Raw genomic sequence first — 18,459 nt, 5'->3', positions numbered from 1 at the left:
ACCGGCCCTCGGCCGTACCGGCGTGGCCACGGCTCGCGACGGCCGCGGCCCGGCTCAGAACAGCCGCAGCTTGTCGTCCTCGATGCCGCGCATGGCCTCGTAGTCCAGGATCTGGCAGTGGATGCCGCGGTCGGTGGCGAGCACCCGGGCCTGCGGCTTGATCTCCTGCGCGGCGAACACACCGCGCACCGGGGCCAGATGCGGGTCGCGGTTCAGCAGTTCGAGGTAGCGGGTGAGCTGTTCGACGCCGTCGATCTCGCCGCGCCGCTTGATCTCGACGGCGACCGTCCCGCCGTCCGCGTCCCGGCAGAGGATGTCCACCGGGCCGATCGCGGTCATGTACTCGCGGCGGATCAGCGTGTAGCCCTCGCCGAGTGTCTCGATGCGGTCGGCGAGCAGCTCCTGCAGGTGCGCCTCCACGCCGTCCTTGATCAGGCCGGGGTCGACGCCGAGTTCGTGCGAGGAGTCGTGGAGGATCTCCTCCATCGTGATGATCAGTTTCTCGCCCGCTTTGTTGATCACCGTCCACACGCCCGCGTCGTCACCCGCGCCCTCCTTGAGCGTGCAGGGCGGAGACATCCAGTTGAGGGGCTTGTAGGCCCGGTCGTCCGCGTGGATGGAGACGCTGCCGTCCGCCTTGACCAGGATCAGGCGGGGCGCCGAGGGCAGGTGGGCGGTGAGCCGGCCGGCGTAGTCGACCGAGCATCGGGCAATGACGAGACGCATGGTCGGCAACGCTACTCGACACCCGGTGGTGCGCGCGATCCGCCCTCCTCGCACCGGCCCCACCGGCACCTCCGGTCCGTGCGGACATCCCTTTTATCCCTGGAAACTCCTGTTCAGGTCTGGCCGATTGTGTACGCAAAGGGACCGTTCCATATACGCAATCTGCTGGTGTGGTCACCGACCGTTGCCTACCGTAGAGAACGGGAGGTCGCGGTCCGTGTACCCAGCGTGTTCGGTATCGCGAACTCCCTTGTCTGTCCGGCAACCCCTGCTCGGCGGGGGTGCGAGAGGAGAACCCATGTCGCTCGACGTCTCACCGGCCCTACTCGAACAGGCCGAGCGAGGCGAGGTCGACGAAGCAGCATTCGTCGACTGCGTCCGGACCTCCCTGCCCTATGCGTGGGAGATGATCAGCTCCCTGGTGGCCCAGCTGAAGGTGGACGGCGGACCCTTCGCCGACAACCAGACGCCCCCGCCGGACGAGCAGGCACGCGGTCAGCTGCTGCGTGCGCTCGCGAGTGACGCCATACGCGGTGCGCTGCAGCGGCACTTCGGTGTACGGCTGGCCTTCCAGAACTGCCACCGGGTGGCGGTGTTCCCGCTGGACGACTCGGTCAACGAGACGCTGGCCCGGTTCACCTCGGTGCGCAACCAGCTGCTGAACCAGTCGCCGGAGCTCCGGGACTGCTGACGCGCGGACACCCGGCTGCTGACACAGAGGGCCGCTCGCTTGCCGCTCCACCCGGGGGAGGTGCATACGTACTGGGGCGGCAAGCACCCCTGGGCACCGGGGATCCGGCGGCGCGTCAGCGGAGCTGGGGCAGCACCTCGGCGCCCAGCCGCCGTACGTTCTCCTCCGTCGCCGCGAGATCCCCCGAGCCCTCGACGAGCAGGGCGAACCGGGAGATCCCGGTGCGCTCCGAGGTGGCCGCGAGCCGGTCGGCGGCCAGCCGCGGGGTGCCCACCGGGTGCAGCCCGCAGAGCAGTTCGGTGTAGGCGTAAGGGTCCCGCATCGCGCGCGCCCGGCCGTCCACCGTCACATGGGCGTCGAGGCCCTGTTTCAGCCAGCCCGGCATCGCCTTCAGCAGGGTCTCCACGGCGTCGGTGCGCCGGTCCGCGAGCTGGCAGACGCCCGCCGAGACATGGGCCGCGCCCGCGATCTCCTCGGCCGGCCGGTCCGCGGCCCGCGCGGAGCGCCGCCACAGGGCGACCATCTCGGCCTTCTCCTCGTCGCCGATGTGCATCCCGAGCAGCATCGGCAGTCCGCGCTCGGCCGCCAGCCGCACCGTGGCCGGTGAGGTGCAGGCGACGACGACCTCCGGTCCGGGCGTCTCCGTCAGCGCCTCCGAGGGGCGGGGCACGACGGGCACCTCGCGGAAGGAGAAGCGTTCGCCCGACGCCGCGACGGACGGTTCGCGCAGCCAGCGCACCAGCAGATCGAGTGATTCCGGGAACCCCCGCTCGTACGCCTCCAGGCCCGCGCCGAACACCTCCAGGTCCACCCACGGGCCGCCGCGCCCCACGCCCAGCGTGAACCGCCCGCCGCTCGTCAGGTGCAGCAGCGCGGCCTGCTCGCCGAGCGCGACCGGGTGCGCGGTGGGCAGCACGCTGACCGCGGTGCCGACCCGGACCCGCTCGGTGCGGCCGAGCAGCACGGCGGCCAGGGTGACCGCGGACGGACATGTGCCGTACGGCACGAAGTGGTGCTCGGCCAGCCACACTGTGTCCAGCCCGGCCTGCTCGGCGACCTCCGCCGAGCGGACCGCACGGTGCAGTGCCTCCCCGGGGCCCTGACCCGGGAACTGGGCCGCCAGCACAAAGCTTCCTACGCGCATCGCTCTTCCTGCTTCCTTGGCTCCGACCGGAGCTCCCCCACTGGGCATAACCGTCTGACACGTGCCGAGGACACGGCCTGGCGGGGAGATTTGCGGATTGTCTGCAGAATGCGCCCCCTGGCAGGGGCACTTGTGCGGTCCGGAGCGCTACGCGTACCCGTACCGGCGCCGCGTACGCTGGACGCGGCCCGTGCTTCCTGTATAGCTCCGAGAGGTGTCCCGTGTCCCCGCGTCGCAACCGACCGAAGGCAGCCGCATCGTCCGGCCCGAGCGCCGAGGACGACCAGGCGGGCCGGTACGGCGGCTGGCAGTCCTCGGAGAGCTGGCGGGGCGAGGAGTGGAGCGTGCGCCATGTCGCGGGGGCGAGCGCCGAGGGCAAGACCTACCGCTGCCCGGGCTGCGACCAGCTCATCCCCTCCGCCGTCCCGCACGTGGTGGCCTGGCCGGAGCACGCGGGCGTGGACGACCGCCGCCACTGGCACAAGGCGTGCTGGAACGCGAAGGACCGCCGCACCACGAGGGTGCAGCGGTCCCGTAACGCGCCGAGGTTCTGACCCCGGGACTCAGACGTCCCGGCTCTGGAGCAGCGCGTAGGCGCCCGCGTAGGCGGCGGCGGTCACGCCCAGCATGATCCACAGCGGGTCCCAGCCCGACGGGCCGGAGTGGCTCAGGGTGTTGTCGTAGAACACGCCCATCTGGCTCGGGATCGAGTACTCCAGCAGTGCCGTCTGCACCTTCTCCAGCGAGGACGCGTTCATGAACAGCGCGATCACGAGCGGGGCGAGCACCGCGCCGATCATGATGGTGATGGCGCCCGCCGAGTGCCGGATCATCGAGCCGACGAGCAGCGACAGCAGGCCGAGCAGCGCGATGTAGAGGCTGATGCCGAGCGTGGCCTTCAGCCATTCCCCGGTGGACGGGTCCTTGGCGCCCTGGCCGTCCAGCATGGACGCCTGGAGCATCGCCACGAAGGACACCACCGCCAGCGTCACCACGAAGGCGAGGGCGAAGAACACGATCGACTTGGCGGCCAGCACCCGGCCACGGCTCGGGCACGCGGTCGTCGTCGTGCGGATCATGCCGGTGCCGTACTCGGACGCCGTGGTCAGCACGCCGAGCGTGATGATGCACATCATGCCGATCAGCAGACCGAAGAAGCCGAGGGTCAGCGGGCTCTGGCCGCCCAGGTCGCCGGAGCCGCGGACCGCCACACCGGCCAGCAGGCCGATGCCGACCACGAGCAGGACGAAGACGCCGAGCGTCCACATGGTCGAGCGCACCGACTTGATCTTGGTCCACTCGGAGGCCAGCGCGTGCCCGAGGTGGGTGCGCACGACCGGGATCGGCGAGCTGTAGCCGGGGTGGTTCGCGCCGGGCGCCGCCTGCCATTCGGGCGCGGCGGGGGCCTGCGGCATCGGGGGCTGGTGGGTGCTCATCGGGCGTCCTCGGGCTGGGTCGGGTCGGCGGCCGGGGCCGCGGGTGCGGACTGGGACGGTTCGGCGGCCGGGGCCGGGGGAGCGGCCACCGGAGGCTGGGCCGCGGGCGCCTGCGGGACCGGCGGCGCCTGCGGCGGCTGCGCGGCGGGAGCGGCGTACGGGTTGGGGGCGGCCGCGCCGGGAGCCCCGTACGCGCCCGCCGGCGCACCGCCGTACGGACCCGAGGGCGCCTGCATCGCGAACGGGTGGCCGCCCGCCTGCGGCGGCGGCGGGGCGTACCAGCCGGGCTGGCCCTGACCGGGAACCGGCAGCGGCGGCTGGGCGCCCGGCGGCAGCGGCTGCTGCAGGCCCGCCTTCTGGTCGGTGGTGGAGCGGTAGTCGACGGCACCCTGCGTCATCCGCATGTACGCCTCCTCCAGCGAGGCCTGGTGCGGCGACAGCTCCCACAGCCGTACGTCCGCCTCGTGCGCGAGGTCGCTGATGCGGGGCAGCGGCAGCCCCGTCACACGCAGCGCCCCGTCCTGCTCAGGCAGCACGTGGCCGCCCGCCTCGGTGAGGGCGGACGACAGCTTCTCGCGCAGCTGCGGCTCGGTGTCGGGGGTGCGGACCCGCGCGAAGTCGGCGGAGTTGGCGGAGATGAACTGCGTGACGCTCATGTCCGCGAGGAGCTGGCCGCGTCCGATGACGATGAGGTGGTCGGCGGTCAGCGCCATCTCGCTCATCAGGTGCGAGGAGACGAAGACGGTACGGCCCTCGGCGGCCAGCGCCTTCATCAGGTTGCGCACCCACAGGATGCCCTCGGGGTCGAGGCCGTTGACCGGCTCGTCGAAGAGCAGCACCTGGGGGTCGCCGAGCAGCGCCGCGGCGATGCCGAGCCGCTGGCCCATGCCCAGCGAGAAGCCCTTGGACCGCTTCTTCGCCACTTCCTGCAGGCCGACGACCCCGAGCACCTCGTCCACCCGGCGGGCCGGGATGCCGGAGAGCTGGGCGAGGCTGAGCAGGTGGTTGCGGGCGGACCGGCCGCCGTGCACGGCCTTGGCGTCGAGCAGGGCGCCGACCTGCCGGGGGGCGTTGGGCAGCCTGCGGTACGGGTAGCCGCCGATGGTCACCGTGCCGGACGTCGGGTTGTCGAGCCCGAGGATCATCCGCATGGTGGTCGACTTGCCCGAGCCGTTGGGCCCGAGGAAGCCGGTCACCGCTCCCGGGCGCACCTGGAAGGAAAGGTTGTACACGGCGGTCTTGTCGCCGTAGCGCTTGGTCAGGCCGACAGCCTCGATCATGCTCCGCACCCATCGAAAGGTTCAGGACAGCGGGGCACACGCCCCCGTAAGGGTTAGGAGGATATCCGGGCGCTGACGGTTCCGGCCAAGGACGAGTAAAGCCGGAGCGTCAGCGACAGTGGCCGGATCCGGTCACTGGGCGTCCCGCCGCTTCAGCAGGGCGTACCCGCCCGCGAGCGCCGCGGCCACCCACAGCGCCATGATCCCGAGGCCGCCCCAGGGGCCGTAGGGCGTGTCGTCGCCGATCCTCGGCACCACCTGCATGATCCGGCTGCCGGCCTGGTCGGGCAGGAAGCGTCCGACCTTCCTGGTGGCGTCGACGTTGCCGAGGATGTTGGAGACCAGGAAGAAGAACGGCATCAGGATGCCGAGCGAGAGCAGCGGCGAGCGCAGCATCGTGGCCACGCCCATCGAGAACATCGCGATCAGGGTCATGTAGAGGCCGCCGCCGATCACCGCGCGCAGCACACCGGGGTCGCCGAGATGGGTGCGCAGCGAGCCCAGCATGGCCTGCCCGAGGAAGAACGCGGCGAAGCTGGTGGCCATGCCGACCACCAGCGCGAGCGCGGTGGCCACGGCGATCTTGCCGAACAGGAAGGCGCCCCGCTGCGGCACGGCGGCCAGCGAGACCCGGATCATGCCGGTGCTGTACTCGTTGGAGACGACGAGCACGCCGAACACGATCATGGCGAGCTGACCCAGGGTCATGCCCGCGAAGCTGACCACGGTGGCGTCGAAGGAGAGCCGCTCGCGCACCGGCATGTTGTCGAACTGGTTCCGGGTCAGCGCGGAGATGAGCATCCCGAGGGCGAGCGTGACCACCACGGCCAGCGAGAGCGTCCACACCGTGGACGAGACGGACCGGATCTTGGTCCACTCGGACCGGATCACCTGTGCGGCGGCCATGCTCAGGCTCCCTTCCAGCCGGCGCCCCAGTCCTGGCTGGACCGGGCGCCCGGTTCGGCGTGCGCGTGGTACTCCACCGACCCGGCCGTCAGCCGCATGAACGCCTCCTCCAGCGAGGCCTGCTGAGGGCTCAGCTCGTGCAGCACGATCCCGTTCCGGGCGGCCAGCTCCCCGATCCGCTCGGCCTTGCCGCTCTCCACCTCCAGCGCGCCGCCGCCCGCCTCGACGACGGTGACACCGCCCTCGTGCAGCACGTCGAGGAGCCGCTCGCGCTGTGGCGTGCGGATGCGCACGTAGGCTCGGGAGTGCTGCCGGATGAAGTCGGCCATGGAGGTGTCGGCGAGCAGCCGCCCCTGCCCGATGACCACCAGGTGCTCGGCGGTCAGCGCCATCTCGCTCATCAGATGGCTGGAGACGAACACCGTCCGCCCCTGGGCGGCCAGCGACTTCATCAGGTTCCGGATCCAGTGGATGCCCTCCGGGTCGAGGCCGTTGACCGGCTCGTCGAACATCAGGATCCGCGGATCGCCGAGCAGCGCGCCCGCGATGCCCAGCCGCTGGCCCATGCCGTACGAGAACCCCTTGGCCTTCTTCCGGGCCACGGCGGTGAGTCCGACGGCGTCGAGCACCTCGGCCACCCGGCGCGCGGGAATGCCGTTGCTCTGCGCCAGACACAGCAGGTGGTTGTAGGCGCTGCGGCCGCCGTGCACCGCCTTCGCGTCGAGCAGCGCCCCGATCGAGGTGAGCGGGTCCCTGAGCTGTTCGTAGTGCCGGCCGTCGATGCGCACGTCCCCGGCGGTGGGATGGTCCAGCCCGAGGATCATCCGCATGGTCGTGGACTTCCCGGCGCCGTTGGGCCCCAGAAAACCCGTCACGATGCCCGGGCGCACGGTGAAGGTGAGCTGGTCCACCGCGACCTTCTCGCCGTACCGCTTGGTCAGCCCCTCGAGCTCGATCATGCGGCCACGCTAGGACGGCGGCCGGGGCCCTGCCACTCGGGCGCCGGCCAGGAACGCGCCCGTGCGCGGGGTCAGCGGGAGGGCCGGCGGATCCGCACGGGGCCGCGGGCCCGCGCGGGATCGACCGGGGCGCCGTGCTGGGTGATCTCCACCTCGCCCCGGGCCGCGAGCCGGGCCGCGGCCCGGCGGACGGGCTCCATCAGCTCCCGCCAGCCGTCGTCGTCGGACCGGTGGACCGCACGGGCCACGTCCGACGGGCACACCGAGGCGCCCGGCCTTCTGCGGTCCAGCAGATCGAGGACGGCGTCCTCGAGGGACCGGTCGGTGTCGGACATTCGGCGGACCCCTTTCCTCACCCGTCAGGCGGGTCCCCCCGTCTCGCCCGTCGGGCCGGTCCCTCGTCTCTCCCGCCAGGCTACGCGCAGACGGAAGGGGCGGCGGGACCACGTCCCACCGCCCCTCACCGGGTCGCTCGACTAGCGGGTCTGCTGCGCGGGGACGCCCCGGGAGATCGGCTCGTCCTCGGCCGGCGAGCCGGCGGCGGCCACCGCGGCACCGGTCAGCGTGGCGAGCATCTCGCGGACGTTCGTGAGCTGAGCGTTGATGGAGTCGCGGCGGTTGGTGAGAGCCGCGAGCTCGCGCTCGGATTCCGAACGGATACGGTCGGCCTTGGCGTTGGCGTCGGCCACGATGTCCTCGGCCTGACGCTGGGCCGTCTCCACCGTCTGGCGGGCGCGGCGCTCGGCGTCGGTGCGCAGCTTCTCCGCCTCCAGGCGGAGCTGCTCGGCGCGGTGCTCGATCTCCGCCAGGCGCTTCTCGGCCTTCTGCTGACGCGAGGCCAGGTCGCGCTCGGACTGCTCGCGGCGCTTGGCCAGGTTCGTCTCGAAGTCGGCGGCGGCCTGCGCGGCCTTGGCGCGGGTCTCCTCGAAGAGGGCGTCCGCCTCCTCACGCTTGGACTGCGCGTCCTTCTGCGCGTCCGTACGCAGCTGGGCGGCCTCGCCCTTGGCCTTCTCGACGATCCGGACGCCCTCGTCCTCGGCCTTGGACTTGCGCTCGGCGGCGAAGGACTCGGCGTCGTTGCGGACCTGCTGGGCCGCCGACTCGGCCAGCTCGCGGTGCTGCTCGGCCGCGCGCCGGGCCTCGTCACGCAGGTCCTTGGCCTCTTCCTCGGCCAGGCGCAGGATCTTCTCGACCCGCGCTCCGAGGCCCGCGTACGACGGCTCGGCATCGGTGACCTGGGCCTGCGCGTTCTGCGTCTCGAGGTGCAGCTCCTCGATGCGCTTCTCCAGCGCGGTGATGCGAGAGAGGGCGCTGTCACGGTCGGAGACGAGCTTGGAGATGCGTTCGTCCACCTGAGCGCGGTCGTACCCACGCCGCACAAGCTCGAAGCCGTAGGGGGAAGTGTCGCTCATGGGGTTCCTGTCGAATGAGACCGGTGAGGTGATAGGTGGAATCCTAGGTGCCGAAGCGGTGTGTCATCGAGCGGATACGTGTTTGATCTGGAGAATGACACCTCTTTCGGGTGGCTGATCACGGGGCGGCTTGCCAAAGACCTGGGCAAAGCACCCAGAAGACACCTTCAGCCTTCCCGTTCGCTAGCCGTCCGACGACTTGCCACCCGATCGGGGGGAACCGACCGTCGCGCCCGCCTTGACCCCGTTGTCCTTGCCGGCCGCCGGGGTCTCGAAGGACTCCAGCGCCTCCAGGACGTCCTGGACCCGCGAGATCTCGGTGTTGATGTCCTCGCGGCGGCGCACCAGCAGCTCCAGCTCCCGCTTGCCCTCCTCGACCGTGCGCCGGGCCTCGCGGACCGCCTCGGCCTTGAGCTCCTCGGCCTCCCGGACCAGCGTGGCCTTCTTCTGCTCGGCCTCCTTGAGCAGCCCCTCCGCCTTCTTGACGGCGGCGATGCGGACCTTGCCCGCCTCGGAGTTGGCCTCCGACACCAGCTCCTTGGCCTTCGCCTGCGCCTCGGCGAGCTGCTCCTCGGCCGCCTTGATCAGCGCGTCGCAGCGGTCGCCGGTCGACTTCATCGTCTCGGCGGCCTCCCGGCGGGCCCGCTCGTGCAGCTCCTCGATCTCGGTGGTGATGCGTTCGCGCAGCTCCTCCGCGCGCTCGCGGATCGCGGTCGCGTCCCGGCGGGCGCCGACCAGCAGCTCGTCGGCGTCCGTGCGGGCCTTCTCCACGCGGGAGTTGCCCTCGACGGTCGCCTCGGACACGATCCGGTCGGCCTCGCTGCGGGCCGCGCCCACCATCGTGTCGGCCTGCGACTCCGCGTCCGCGGTGGTCTTCAGCGCCTGCTGCTGGGCCTCGGTGAGCAGCTTGTCGGCCTCGGCCGTGGTCTCCGTGATGAGCGTGTCGACCTGCTCGGCCGCCTCCGAACGCCGCTTGTTGGCGTCCTTGCGGGCCTCGTCCAGGGTGCGCTCCGCCTCCTCGCGCGCGGACCCGGTCAGCCGCTCGGCCTCGGCCTCCGCGTCCGCCCGCAGCCGCTCGGCCTCGGCCCGCAGCCGCTCCGCGTGGGCCTGCGCCGAGCCGACCGTCTCGGCGGCCTCGGCGCGCAGCCGTTCGGCCTCGCCGGTGGCGTCCCCGACGAGCTGCTCGGCGTTCGCGACGGCCTCGGCCCGGACCCGGTCCGCCTCCGCGACCGCCTCGGCGCGCACCCGCTCGGCCTCGGCGGCCGTCTCGGACTGCAGCCGCTCGGCCTCGGCGGTGGCCTCGGTGATCAGCGTGTCCACCTGGGCCGCCGCGTCCGAACGGATGCGGTTGGCGTCCTCCCGGGCGTCCGCCCGGGTGCGGGCGGCGGCCTGGTCGGCCTCGGCGAGCGCGTCCGACGCCTCGGTGCGTACCCGCTGCGCGTGCGCGGACGACTCCGCGCGCAGCCGGTCGGACTCCGCGATCGCCTCCGCGACCGTGCGCTCGGCGAGCGCCTTGGCGGCCTCCGCCTCCTCGTTCGCCTCGCGCCGCAGCCGTGAGGCGTCCTCGCCGGCCCGCTCCCGCTCGGCGTAGGCGTCGGTGCGGACGCGGTCCGCCTCCTCCTCGGCCTCCCGCCTCGTCCGGTCGGCCGCGTGCTCGGCGGCCGAGCGCAGCCCGGTGATCTCCGCCTGCGCCTGCTCGTGCAACCCGGCGACGGAGTCCCGTACCTGTTGGGCGTGCTGCTCGGCGGCGGACACCATCTCGGTGGCGCGCCGGTCGGCCTCCTCGACCAGCCGGGTCGCCTCGGTCTGCGCGTCCTCCACCCGCTTGCGGGCCGAGGCCAGCAGTTCCTCGCTCTGCTCGCGGGCCCGCTCGCGCTCCTGGTCCGCCTCGGACCGCGCGGCGCCGAGCAGTTCCTCGGCCTCCCGGCGGCGCCGGGCCGCCTCCTCCTGGGCGGCGGCGAGCGTCTCGGACGCCTCGGTGCCGAGCCGTTCGGCGGCGGCCTGCGCCTCCGCGCGGACCCGGTCGGCGGTGTCCTGGGCCTCCACCTTCAGCCGCTCGGCCTCGGTCGCGGCCTCGGTGCGCAGCCGTACGGCCACGGCCTCGCCCTCGGCGCGCGAGGCGGACGCGTCGGACGCGGCCTCGGTGCGCAGCCGCTCGGCCTCGTCCTCGGCCTGCTGCTGGAGCGTACGGATCCGCTCGGCGGCCTCGGCGCGCAGCCGCTCGCTCTCCTCGGCGGCCTCCCGGCGGATCCGGGCGGCCTCCTCCCGGGCCTCGCCGAGGGCCTGTTCGGCGGACGCCAGCCGCTCCTGGGCCTCCGTCTGCAGCCGGGTCAGCTCCTCGGCCGCCTCGGCGCGCCGTGCCTCGACGGCCCGCTCGGTCTCCTCGCGCAGTTCGCGCGCGGCCCGCTCGGCGTCCGCCTTCAGCGCCTCGGACTGCTCGACGACCTCCGCGCGGTGCCGCTCGGCCTCCTTGCGGGTGCGCTCCAGGGTCTCCTCGGCCTGCCGGCGCAGCGTGGTGGCCCGCTCGATGGCCTCGGTGCGCACCTTCTCGCTGTCCGAGGTCGCCTTCTGGCGCAGCTCGTCGGCGTCGGCCTTGGCCTTGGCGAGCAGCTCCTCGGCGGACCTGGCCGCCTCCTCGATCTGGGCCACGGCCTCGCGGCGGGCCTCGGCGCGGATGGACTCGCCCTCCGCGACCGCGTCGGCGCGCAGCTGCTCGGCCTCACCGCGCAGCCGGCGGGCCTCCTCCTGCAGCTCGACCGTCTTGGCGCGGTACTCCTTGGTGTCGTCCTTCGCCGCGCCCTTGAGCTGCTCGGCGATGTCGTGCGCCTCGGAGCGCAGCCGGTCGGCCTCGGCCTCCGCCTCCCGGCGGACCCGCTCGGCCTCCTCGGCGGCGGCCTTGATGGTCTTCTTGGCGTCCTCCGACGCCTTGTCGAGGACGTCCTCGGCGGTCCGGGCCGCCTTCGAGAGCTGGGTCGCCGTCTCCTCGGCGGTGACGCTGCGGGCCTTCTCGCCGGCCTCGGCGACGATCCGCTCGGCCTCGGCGCGCGCGTCCGCGACCAGCTGCTCGGCCTCGGACTTGGTGTTCTCGGCCTCCTTGGTGGCCTCCTCGACCAGCCGGGCGACCTGCTCCTTGGCGGTACGGGTACGGGTCTCGTTCGCGGCCTCGGCGCCGGACAGCGTCTTGGCGGCCGCCTCCTTGGCCTCGGTGACGAGCTTCTCCGCCTCGGCCTGCGCCTTGCGCAGCGCCTCCTCGGCCTCCGCCATGCGCTGCTCGGCGGCCCGGCTCAGCTCGGCGGCCTGCCGGCGGGCGGCGTCCGACTCGCTGGCGGTGGAGGTGCGCAGCTGCTCGGCGTGGTCGGTGGCCTCCTGCGCCTGCGTGGAGGCGGCGTTCAGCAGCCGCTCGGCGTCGGTGCGGGCACGGCGCAGGAGCTGCTCGGCCTCGGCGCGCGCGGCCTCCGCGTCGCTCTGCAGCCGCTCGCGGGCCTCCCGGGTCAGCCGCTCGGCCTCCGCGCGGGCGGCGGCCATGGCCTGCTCGGCCTCGGCGCGGGACTCGTCCAGCAGCCGGCGGGCCTGCGCCTCGGTGCGGGCGCGCAGCTGCTCCGCCCACGCCACGTTCTCGTTGACGTGCGACTCGACGGTCTGCCGGCGCTCGGCCAGCTCCTGGTCGAGCTGCTGGCGGCGGGTGACCGCCTCCTGGTGCAGCTCGGTCTGGAGCCGGGCGGCCTGCTCGGCGTGCTCCTGCAGGATGCGCTGGGTCTGCGCGCGGGCCTGGCTCAGCTCCCGCTCGGCGTCCTGGCGCAGCTGGTCGGCCTGCATCTGGGCGTTGCGGAGCAACTGCTCGGCCTGATAGCCGATGTCACCGCCGTCATAGGCGGGCCGGGTCATCAGGGTGCGGCGCGCCTCGTGCAGCTTGGCGCGCAGCACCTCGACCTGGTAGCCGAGGTCCTCGGCGTGCTGGATCGCCTTTTCCCGCTCGGTCCTCAGCCGCTTCATCTCGGCCTCGAACCGAGAGAGGTGGTCGACGTCAGCCGCCGGCTCTCGCTCCTGGCTCTCGTAGCCCCGCACTGCGCGGTCCCATCCGTCCCCTGGTGAGCTTCTCCAACGAGCACCGTCCATCCGCCGGACGGGGCCCCCGGGGAATGGTGTCAGATCAACGGCGGAGCACGGGCTGCTGCCCCGACGCTCGTCCCCCGAAACCCGGACCCCGGCATGCGGTCGCCCCGGTTTTGAGGACGACCGCCCCCAACCCTACCGGCCCATATGTACGAGGGTCAGTGCTCAGGTGACTCAACTGGGGCCGAAGTGACCAGTTCTGTCAGGACACCGTGGCAATCCTTCGGGTGCAGGAAGGTGATCCGCGACCCCATGGAGCCGCGTCGTGGCTCGTCGTACAGAACGCGTACGCCCTTGCCCCGGATGGAGTCGGCGTCCGCGTCGACGTCGGCCGTGCCGAAGGCGATGTGGTGGACGCCCTCGCCGTTCTTGGCCAGCCACTTGCCGACCGCGGAGTCCTCGCGGGTCGGTTCGAGGAGCTGGAGGTAGGAGGCGCCGCCGTCGGACGTCTCGTTGATCTTGAGCATGGCCTCGCGCACGCCCTGTTCCTCGTTGACCTCGGTGTGGAACACCTCGAAGCCGTACGTGGCCCGGTAGAACTCGACAGTGGCGTCGAGGTCGTGGCAGGCGATCCCGATGTGGTCGATTCGCGTCAGCATGGATTCAGTGCAGCGCCACCGGCGTGGTTACGCAACGTGCGCGCGATCACACCGACGGGCCGATGACGGCACGGAGTGCCGCTCAGTACATTCGAAGTAAACCCTCGTTCACTCCTCGGCTGTGCAGGCCGGTAAGGGGATCGCAGCTCATGTCTTCTGGAACACCCGGTACGACCAGCTCGGTGATCGTCGCGGGCGCGCGTACGCCCATGGGGCGACTGCTGGGCTCGCTGAAGTCCTTCTCGGGAGCCGACCTCGGCGGCTTCGCGATCAAGGCCGCCCTCGACCGTGCGGGGATCGGCGGCGACCAGGTGCAGTACGTGATCATGGGGCAGGTGCTGCAGGCCGGCGCCGGGCAGATCCCGGCCCGCCAGGCCGCCGTCAAGGCCGGCATCCCCATGAACGTCCCGGCGCTCACCATCAACAAGGTGTGCTTGTCGGGCCTGGACGCGATCGCGCTGGCCGACCAGCTGATCCGTGCGGGTGAGTTCGACATCGTGGTGGCCGGCGGCCAGGAGTCCATGACGAACGCCCCGCACCTGCTGCCGAAGTCCCGCGAGGGCTACAAGTACGGCGCCGTCGAGGTGCTCGACGCCATGGCCCACGACGGTCTGACCGACTCCTTCGAGAACATCGCCATGGGCGAGTCGACGGAGAAGCACAACACGCGGCTCGGCATCAAGCGCCCCGAGCAGGACGAGATCGCCGCCCTGTCCCACCAGCGGGCCGCCGCCGCGCAGAAGAACGGCATCTTCGAGGCCGAGATCACCCCGGTCGAGATCCCGCAGCGCAAGGGCGAGCCGGTCCTCTTCAGCAAGGACGAGGGCATCCGCGGCGACACCACCGCGGAGTCGCTGGGCAAGCTGCGGCCCGCCTTCGCCAAGGACGGCACGATCACCGCCGGGTCCTCCTCGCAGATCTCGGACGGCGCCGCCGCCGTGGTCGTGATGAGCAAGGCCAAGGCGCAGGAGCTGGGCCTGGAGTGGCTCGCCGAGATCGGCGCGCACGGCAACGTGGCCGGCCCGGACAACTCGCTGCAGTCCCAGCCGTCCAACGCCATCCAGCACGCCCTGAAGAAGGAGGGCCTGGAGGTCTCCGACCTCGACCTCGTCGAGATCAACGAGGCCTTCGCGGCGGTCGCGGTCCAGTCAATGAAGGACCTCGGCGTTTCCACGGAAAAGGTGAACGTCAACGGCGGCGCCATCGCGCTGGGCCACCCGATCGGCATGTCCGGCGCCCGGCTCGTGCTGCACTTGGCGCTGGAGCTCAAGCGCCGGGGCGGCGGCGTCGGCGCGGCCGCGCTGTGCGGTGGCGGCGGTCAGGGTGACGCCCTGATCGTGCGGGTACCGAAGGCCTGAGTCCCCCGTCGTGTCGGTGAAGTGAACGGAGCTGTTTGATGCAGGACGTCTCCTCTCTGGTGGCCCAGGCCAGGGAAGGCCGGCCGCGGGCCGTGGCCCGGCTGATCTCCTTGGTGGAGGGGGCGTCCCCGCAACTCAGGGAGGTCATGGCGGCGCTCGCCCCGCTGACCGGCAACGCCTACGTGGTGGGCCTGACCGGCTCGCCCGGCGTCGGCAAGTCGACCTCCACCTCCGCCCTCGTCACGGCGTACCGCAAGCAGGGCAGGCGGGTCGGCGTCCTGGCCGTCGACCCGTCGTCGCCGTTCTCCGGGGGCGCCCTGCTGGGTGACCGCGTCCGCATGTCGGACCACGCCTCCGACCCCGGTGTCTACATCCGCTCGATGGCCACCCGGGGCCATCTGGGCGGTCTCGCCTGGGCGGCGCCCCAGGCGATCCGCGTGCTGGACGCGGCGGGCTGCGACGTGATCCTGGTGGAGACGGTCGGCGTCGGCCAGTCCGAGGTGGAGATCGCCTCCCAGGCGGACACGTCCGTGGTGCTGCTGGCCCCGGGCATGGGCGACGGCATCCAGGCGGCGAAGGCCGGAATCCTGGAGATCGGCGACGTCTACGTCGTCAACAAGGCCGACCGCGACGGCGCCGACGCCACGGCCCGCGAACTGAACCACATGCTGGGCCTGGGCGAGGCCCGCGGTCCCGGTGACTGGCGCCCGCCCATCGTCAAGACGGTCGCGGCCCGGTCCGAGGGCGTCGACGAGGTGGTGGAGGCCCTGGAGAAGCACCGGGCCTGGATGGAGGAGCACGGCGTCCTCGCCGAGCGGCGCAGGGCCCGCGCGGCCCGCGAGGTGGAGACCATCGCGGTCACCGCCCTGCGCGAGCGGATCGGGGACCTGCACGGCGACCGCCGGCTCAGCGCCCTCGCCGAGCGCATCGTGGCGGGCGGTCTCGACCCCTACCGCGCGGCGGACGAACTGGTGGCGGGCCTGACGGAGGGCTGACCGCCGGGCGGCCGGGTGCGGCCTCCGGGACGCGGGCCGTACCCGCGCCCCGGAGGGACGGCGGCTGTCAGGGACGCCCCCGGTGCCCCCTCAGGTGCTCGGCGATCGGCTTGAGCGCCTTGTCCAGCTCGGTCAGCGCGTCGGGCGACAGCAGGTCTATGAAATGCCGGCGCACCGACGCCACATGGTGCGGCGCGACCTTCCGCATCGTCTCCATGCCGTGCTCGGTCAGCACGGCGTACAGCCCCCGGCGGTCGGACTCGCAGTTCTCGCGCCGGACCAGGTTCGCGTTCTCCATCCGCGTGATCTGGTGCGAGAGCCGGCTCTTCGACTGCAGCGTGGCGGACGCCAGGTCGCTCATGCGCATCCGTACGTCGTCCGACTCGGACAGGTTCACGAGAATCTCGTAGTCGTTCATCGTCAGGCCGAACGGCTGCAGATCTTTTTCGAGCTGGTACGTCAACAGCCTGTTGACCTCCAGGTGGGTGCGCCAGGCGCACTGCTCCGCATCGGTCAGCCAGCGCGTGGCCGTCTCGGTCTCCATGAATGAAGTCTACCTAAGAAGTTGAATGACGAACTACTTCGGATGGTGTGACGGTGCGCACGCGTTCGAGCCGTCACACTCCGCAGACTACCGCTCACAGCCCGAAGCGACGCTGGAGGTCCCCGAGCTGTCCGGGAAGGCGCGGTGCGCCCGTCGATTGCGGACCGTGTCCACCCGGCCCCGCTCCGCCACCGCCGGGGACCCCCGGTTCGGGCGGAACCGCCCCCGTCGACTGCTCCGCCATCAGCGTCTCACTCGACTGGAGCAGGACCGTCCCGGCGCCGACGAACTCGAACTGGTGCTCCTCTCCGGAAGCCCCGCCCAGGCCCGTCATCGCACGTAGACCGCCCATGACACCCGTCAGGTACCCGTGGTCGTAGTGATGACACGGTGACGGGCAGTCGGCCCATCCGACCAGCGCCTGGGGGTCCACCCGGATCGGCGGTTCCAGGAACACCACCGGACCGTTAGATGCGGCCACGAACTTTCCGGTTCCGATGAGTGTCAGAAAACCTGGCACGATCGACTGCTTGAGCGCGAGACTTGGCTGAAAAGCGAGCAGATTGCCCGCGCGAATGGTCAAGTTCCCGTCGTCCAGGTCGTACGAGTTGACGTCGAAGGCCCGGTCGGCCAGCAGCATCTTCCCCGAGCCGGCCGCCACGACCCAGTCGCTCGCGTGCAGTGGCGAATGGAACGACGTACGGACAAGTCGGTCGAGTCGCCCGTGTCCGATGCCGTTGAACTCGATCGCCCCGTAGTAGGCGATCATCTTCCCCTTCTGCAGAAACCACTCCCCGCCCTTGAGCTCGACGCAGAACGTGTACTTGTTCACGTTGTCGTCGGCGGGCAGGGTCATCGGGTCGTGCACCACGGGGCCGCCGGGGGTTCCGTACGCGCTCACAGCTTCTCCTCCGAGGCCTGGACGTACACCGTGCCGCTGCCGCTCAGCTCCAGCTGGAACGCCTCCCCGGAGCCGCGGCCCACCATGTCCCGCCAGCCGAGCGCGGTGGACAGCCTGTTGCGCACGTCGCCGTGGTGGGCGACGTAGGCCTGCGGGTCCACGTGCACCGGGCGCTGCGGGGTGATCGGGATCTCGAAGACGCCGCCGTGCGCCATCACGGCCACCGCGCCCTGGCCCTGGAGGGTGGTGGTGAACAGGCCCTGACCGGTGACCTGGCCGCGCACCAGGCCCATCACCCCGCCCTGGGAGCCCATGAACATCGTGCCCTGCCGGAGCGTGCCCTCGAAGGCGAGCAGCCGGTCGGCCTCCACGTAGAGGGTGTCGCCGGTGAGGGCGATGACGTGGACGTGGTGGCCGCCGTGCCCGAAGAAGACCGTGCCGCTGCCCTCGACGGACATCAGCGGGGCCGCCTCGCCGGCCACCCGGCGCCCGATCATGGACATCAGGCCGCCCTGGCCGCCCTGGACGTTGGGGGTGAAGGACACCTCGCCCCGGTAGGCGAGCATCGCCCCGCGCTGGCTGAACAGCCGCTGCCCGGGCACCACGGTCGCCTCGACCATCTTGCTGTTGATCTCCCGGAAGGTCATCTCACAGGTCCCCCGCGATCGTGTTGCGCTCACTCGGCTGCACGTACACCAGGCCGTCGCCCTCGAAGCGGATCTGGAAGGCCTCGCCGCCGCCCTCCCCGAAGAGGGTGCGGAACGTCACACCGGACTGGAACGTCTGCCGTACGTCGCCCTGGTGGGCGATGTAGGCGCCCGGGTCGACGATCAGCGGGTACTGCGGGCTGACCCGGAGCACCACCGCCGGGCCGTCCGACATGATGGCCGCCTGTCCGTGCCCCTCGACGGTCGTCGTGAACAGCCCGTTGCCCTGCGAGGCGCCTCGCAGCCCGGTGAACGTCGTGCCCGTGCGCAGCCCCGCGTCGGCCGCGAGCAGGTTGCTCGACTCGACGTAGAGCTTGTCCCCGCGCAGGCCGACCAGGTTGATCTCCGCGGCCCGGTCCGCGAACCAGCAGGTCCCCTGCCCCCTCACCTCCATCACCGTCATCTGCTCGCCGGTGAGCCGCCGGGTCACCATCCCGCGCAGGCCCTCGCCGCCGCCGCTCAGCTTCTTGAAGGTCATCTGCCCGTCGTACGCGACCATCGAGCCGTTCTTCGCCTTGACGGCGTCCCCGGTCATGTCGACGGCGAGCACCTTGCTTCCCTGAAGTCGGAACATCGCCACGCAGGGAAAGTAGCGGCGAGCCGGGTGGAGGGAACAGGGCCCGTGGGTGGAGAACGACCCTGAGCGCACCCTCAGGGGCGCTGTTTGCCAGAATGGGGTCGGCTTGTG

General features: G+C 71.9%; 18 protein-coding genes. 4 read left to right on the top strand and 14 right to left on the bottom strand.

What is annotated here, in order from left to right; translation table 11 throughout:
• Positions 1 to 54: 54 nt before the first annotated feature.
• Positions 55 to 726 carry an endonuclease NucS gene (gene nucS, locus ACZ7JA_RS00225; protein ID WP_351672358.1) on the bottom strand — a complete coding sequence of 224 codons (672 nt, stop codon included), beginning with the start codon at positions 724 to 726 and terminating at the stop codon, positions 55 to 57.
• Positions 727 to 1,024: 298 nt separating this feature from the next.
• Between nucS and ACZ7JA_RS00220 the strand changes: the two genes are divergently transcribed.
• Positions 1,025 to 1,417, top strand: a complete 393-nt coding sequence (locus tag ACZ7JA_RS00220; protein ID WP_351672356.1) for an SCO5389 family protein — start codon at positions 1,025 to 1,027, stop codon at positions 1,415 to 1,417.
• A gap of 115 nt (positions 1,418 to 1,532) precedes the next feature.
• On the opposite strand, the gene ACZ7JA_RS00215 is transcribed toward ACZ7JA_RS00220, so the two are convergent.
• Complete coding sequence (locus ACZ7JA_RS00215; RefSeq protein ID WP_389446382.1) at positions 1,533 to 2,561, bottom strand: LLM class flavin-dependent oxidoreductase; 1,029 nt, start codon at positions 2,559 to 2,561, stop codon at positions 1,533 to 1,535.
• A gap of 221 nt (positions 2,562 to 2,782) precedes the next feature.
• Between ACZ7JA_RS00215 and ACZ7JA_RS00210 the strand changes: the two genes are divergently transcribed.
• Positions 2,783 to 3,115, top strand: coding sequence for an ATP/GTP-binding protein (locus tag ACZ7JA_RS00210; RefSeq protein ID WP_389305135.1), 333 nt, complete (start codon positions 2,783 to 2,785; stop codon positions 3,113 to 3,115).
• 9 nt (positions 3,116 to 3,124) lie between these two features.
• Here the strand turns inward: ACZ7JA_RS00210 and ACZ7JA_RS00205 are convergent, their stop codons facing one another.
• From ACZ7JA_RS00205 to mce, 8 genes are all read right to left on the bottom strand, one after another.
• Positions 3,125 to 3,997, bottom strand: a complete 873-nt coding sequence (locus ACZ7JA_RS00205; protein WP_389305133.1) for an ABC transporter permease — start codon at positions 3,995 to 3,997, stop codon at positions 3,125 to 3,127.
• Positions 3,994 to 5,277, bottom strand: coding sequence for an ABC transporter ATP-binding protein (locus tag ACZ7JA_RS00200; protein WP_351672348.1), 1,284 nt, complete (start codon positions 5,275 to 5,277; stop codon positions 3,994 to 3,996). The genes ACZ7JA_RS00205 and ACZ7JA_RS00200 overlap by 4 nt, the downstream gene beginning before the upstream one ends.
• Positions 5,278 to 5,409: 132 nt before the next feature.
• Positions 5,410 to 6,183, bottom strand: a complete 774-nt coding sequence (locus tag ACZ7JA_RS00195) for an ABC transporter permease (protein WP_351672347.1) — start codon at positions 6,181 to 6,183, stop codon at positions 5,410 to 5,412.
• Between the two features lie 2 nt (positions 6,184 to 6,185).
• Positions 6,186 to 7,142 (bottom strand): ABC transporter ATP-binding protein, encoded by a 957-nt coding sequence (locus ACZ7JA_RS00190; RefSeq protein WP_470806634.1) that lies wholly within the window; start codon positions 7,140 to 7,142, stop codon positions 6,186 to 6,188.
• A gap of 71 nt (positions 7,143 to 7,213) precedes the next feature.
• Positions 7,214 to 7,477, bottom strand: coding sequence for a DUF3253 domain-containing protein (locus ACZ7JA_RS00185; RefSeq protein ID WP_351672343.1), 264 nt, complete (start codon positions 7,475 to 7,477; stop codon positions 7,214 to 7,216).
• A 141-nt stretch (positions 7,478 to 7,618) separates the two neighbouring features.
• Entirely contained in the window at positions 7,619 to 8,554 is a 936-nt protein-coding gene (locus ACZ7JA_RS00180) for a coiled-coil domain-containing protein (protein WP_351672341.1), read from the bottom strand.
• A gap of 183 nt (positions 8,555 to 8,737) precedes the next feature.
• Complete coding sequence (gene scy, locus ACZ7JA_RS00175; RefSeq protein WP_389446387.1) at positions 8,738 to 12,619, bottom strand: polarized growth protein Scy; 3,882 nt, start codon at positions 12,617 to 12,619, stop codon at positions 8,738 to 8,740.
• Positions 12,620 to 12,825: 206 nt separating this feature from the next.
• The gene (mce, locus tag ACZ7JA_RS00170; RefSeq protein WP_199212042.1) at positions 12,826 to 13,266 is read right to left on the bottom strand and encodes a methylmalonyl-CoA epimerase; all 441 of its coding nucleotides are present in this window, start codon (positions 13,264 to 13,266) and stop codon (positions 12,826 to 12,828) included.
• Positions 13,267 to 13,415: 149 nt separating this feature from the next.
• Here mce and ACZ7JA_RS00165 point away from each other — a divergent pair, with 149 nt between their 5' ends.
• Both ACZ7JA_RS00165 and meaB read left to right on the top strand, forming a co-directional pair.
• Positions 13,416 to 14,624 (top strand): acetyl-CoA C-acetyltransferase, encoded by a 1,209-nt coding sequence (locus ACZ7JA_RS00165; protein ID WP_351672336.1) that lies wholly within the window; start codon positions 13,416 to 13,418, stop codon positions 14,622 to 14,624.
• 38 nt (positions 14,625 to 14,662) lie between these two features.
• Entirely contained in the window at positions 14,663 to 15,619 is a 957-nt protein-coding gene (gene meaB / locus ACZ7JA_RS00160) for a methylmalonyl Co-A mutase-associated GTPase MeaB (RefSeq protein ID WP_351672334.1), read from the top strand.
• Positions 15,620 to 15,686: 67 nt separating this feature from the next.
• Here meaB and ACZ7JA_RS00155 read toward each other — a convergent pair whose 3' ends face one another.
• From ACZ7JA_RS00155 to ACZ7JA_RS00140, 4 genes are all read right to left on the bottom strand, one after another.
• Complete coding sequence (locus ACZ7JA_RS00155; RefSeq protein WP_199212044.1) at positions 15,687 to 16,163, bottom strand: MarR family winged helix-turn-helix transcriptional regulator; 477 nt, start codon at positions 16,161 to 16,163, stop codon at positions 15,687 to 15,689.
• A gap of 94 nt (positions 16,164 to 16,257) precedes the next feature.
• Positions 16,258 to 17,064, bottom strand: a complete 807-nt coding sequence (locus ACZ7JA_RS00150; protein ID WP_401132326.1) for an AIM24 family protein — start codon at positions 17,062 to 17,064, stop codon at positions 16,258 to 16,260.
• Positions 17,061 to 17,711, bottom strand: a complete 651-nt coding sequence (locus ACZ7JA_RS00145; RefSeq protein WP_389446390.1) for an AIM24 family protein — start codon at positions 17,709 to 17,711, stop codon at positions 17,061 to 17,063. The genes ACZ7JA_RS00150 and ACZ7JA_RS00145 overlap by 4 nt, the downstream gene beginning before the upstream one ends.
• Before the next feature lies 1 nt (position 17,712).
• Entirely contained in the window at positions 17,713 to 18,345 is a 633-nt protein-coding gene (locus tag ACZ7JA_RS00140) for an AIM24 family protein (RefSeq protein ID WP_351672374.1), read from the bottom strand.
• Positions 18,346 to 18,459: the final 114 nt, after the last annotated feature.

It is taken from the genome of Streptomyces sp. NPDC038135 (assembly GCF_055601245.1).
Note: the sequence above shows the minus strand (reverse complement) of the source record. Positions and strands in the feature narration are given on the sequence as shown.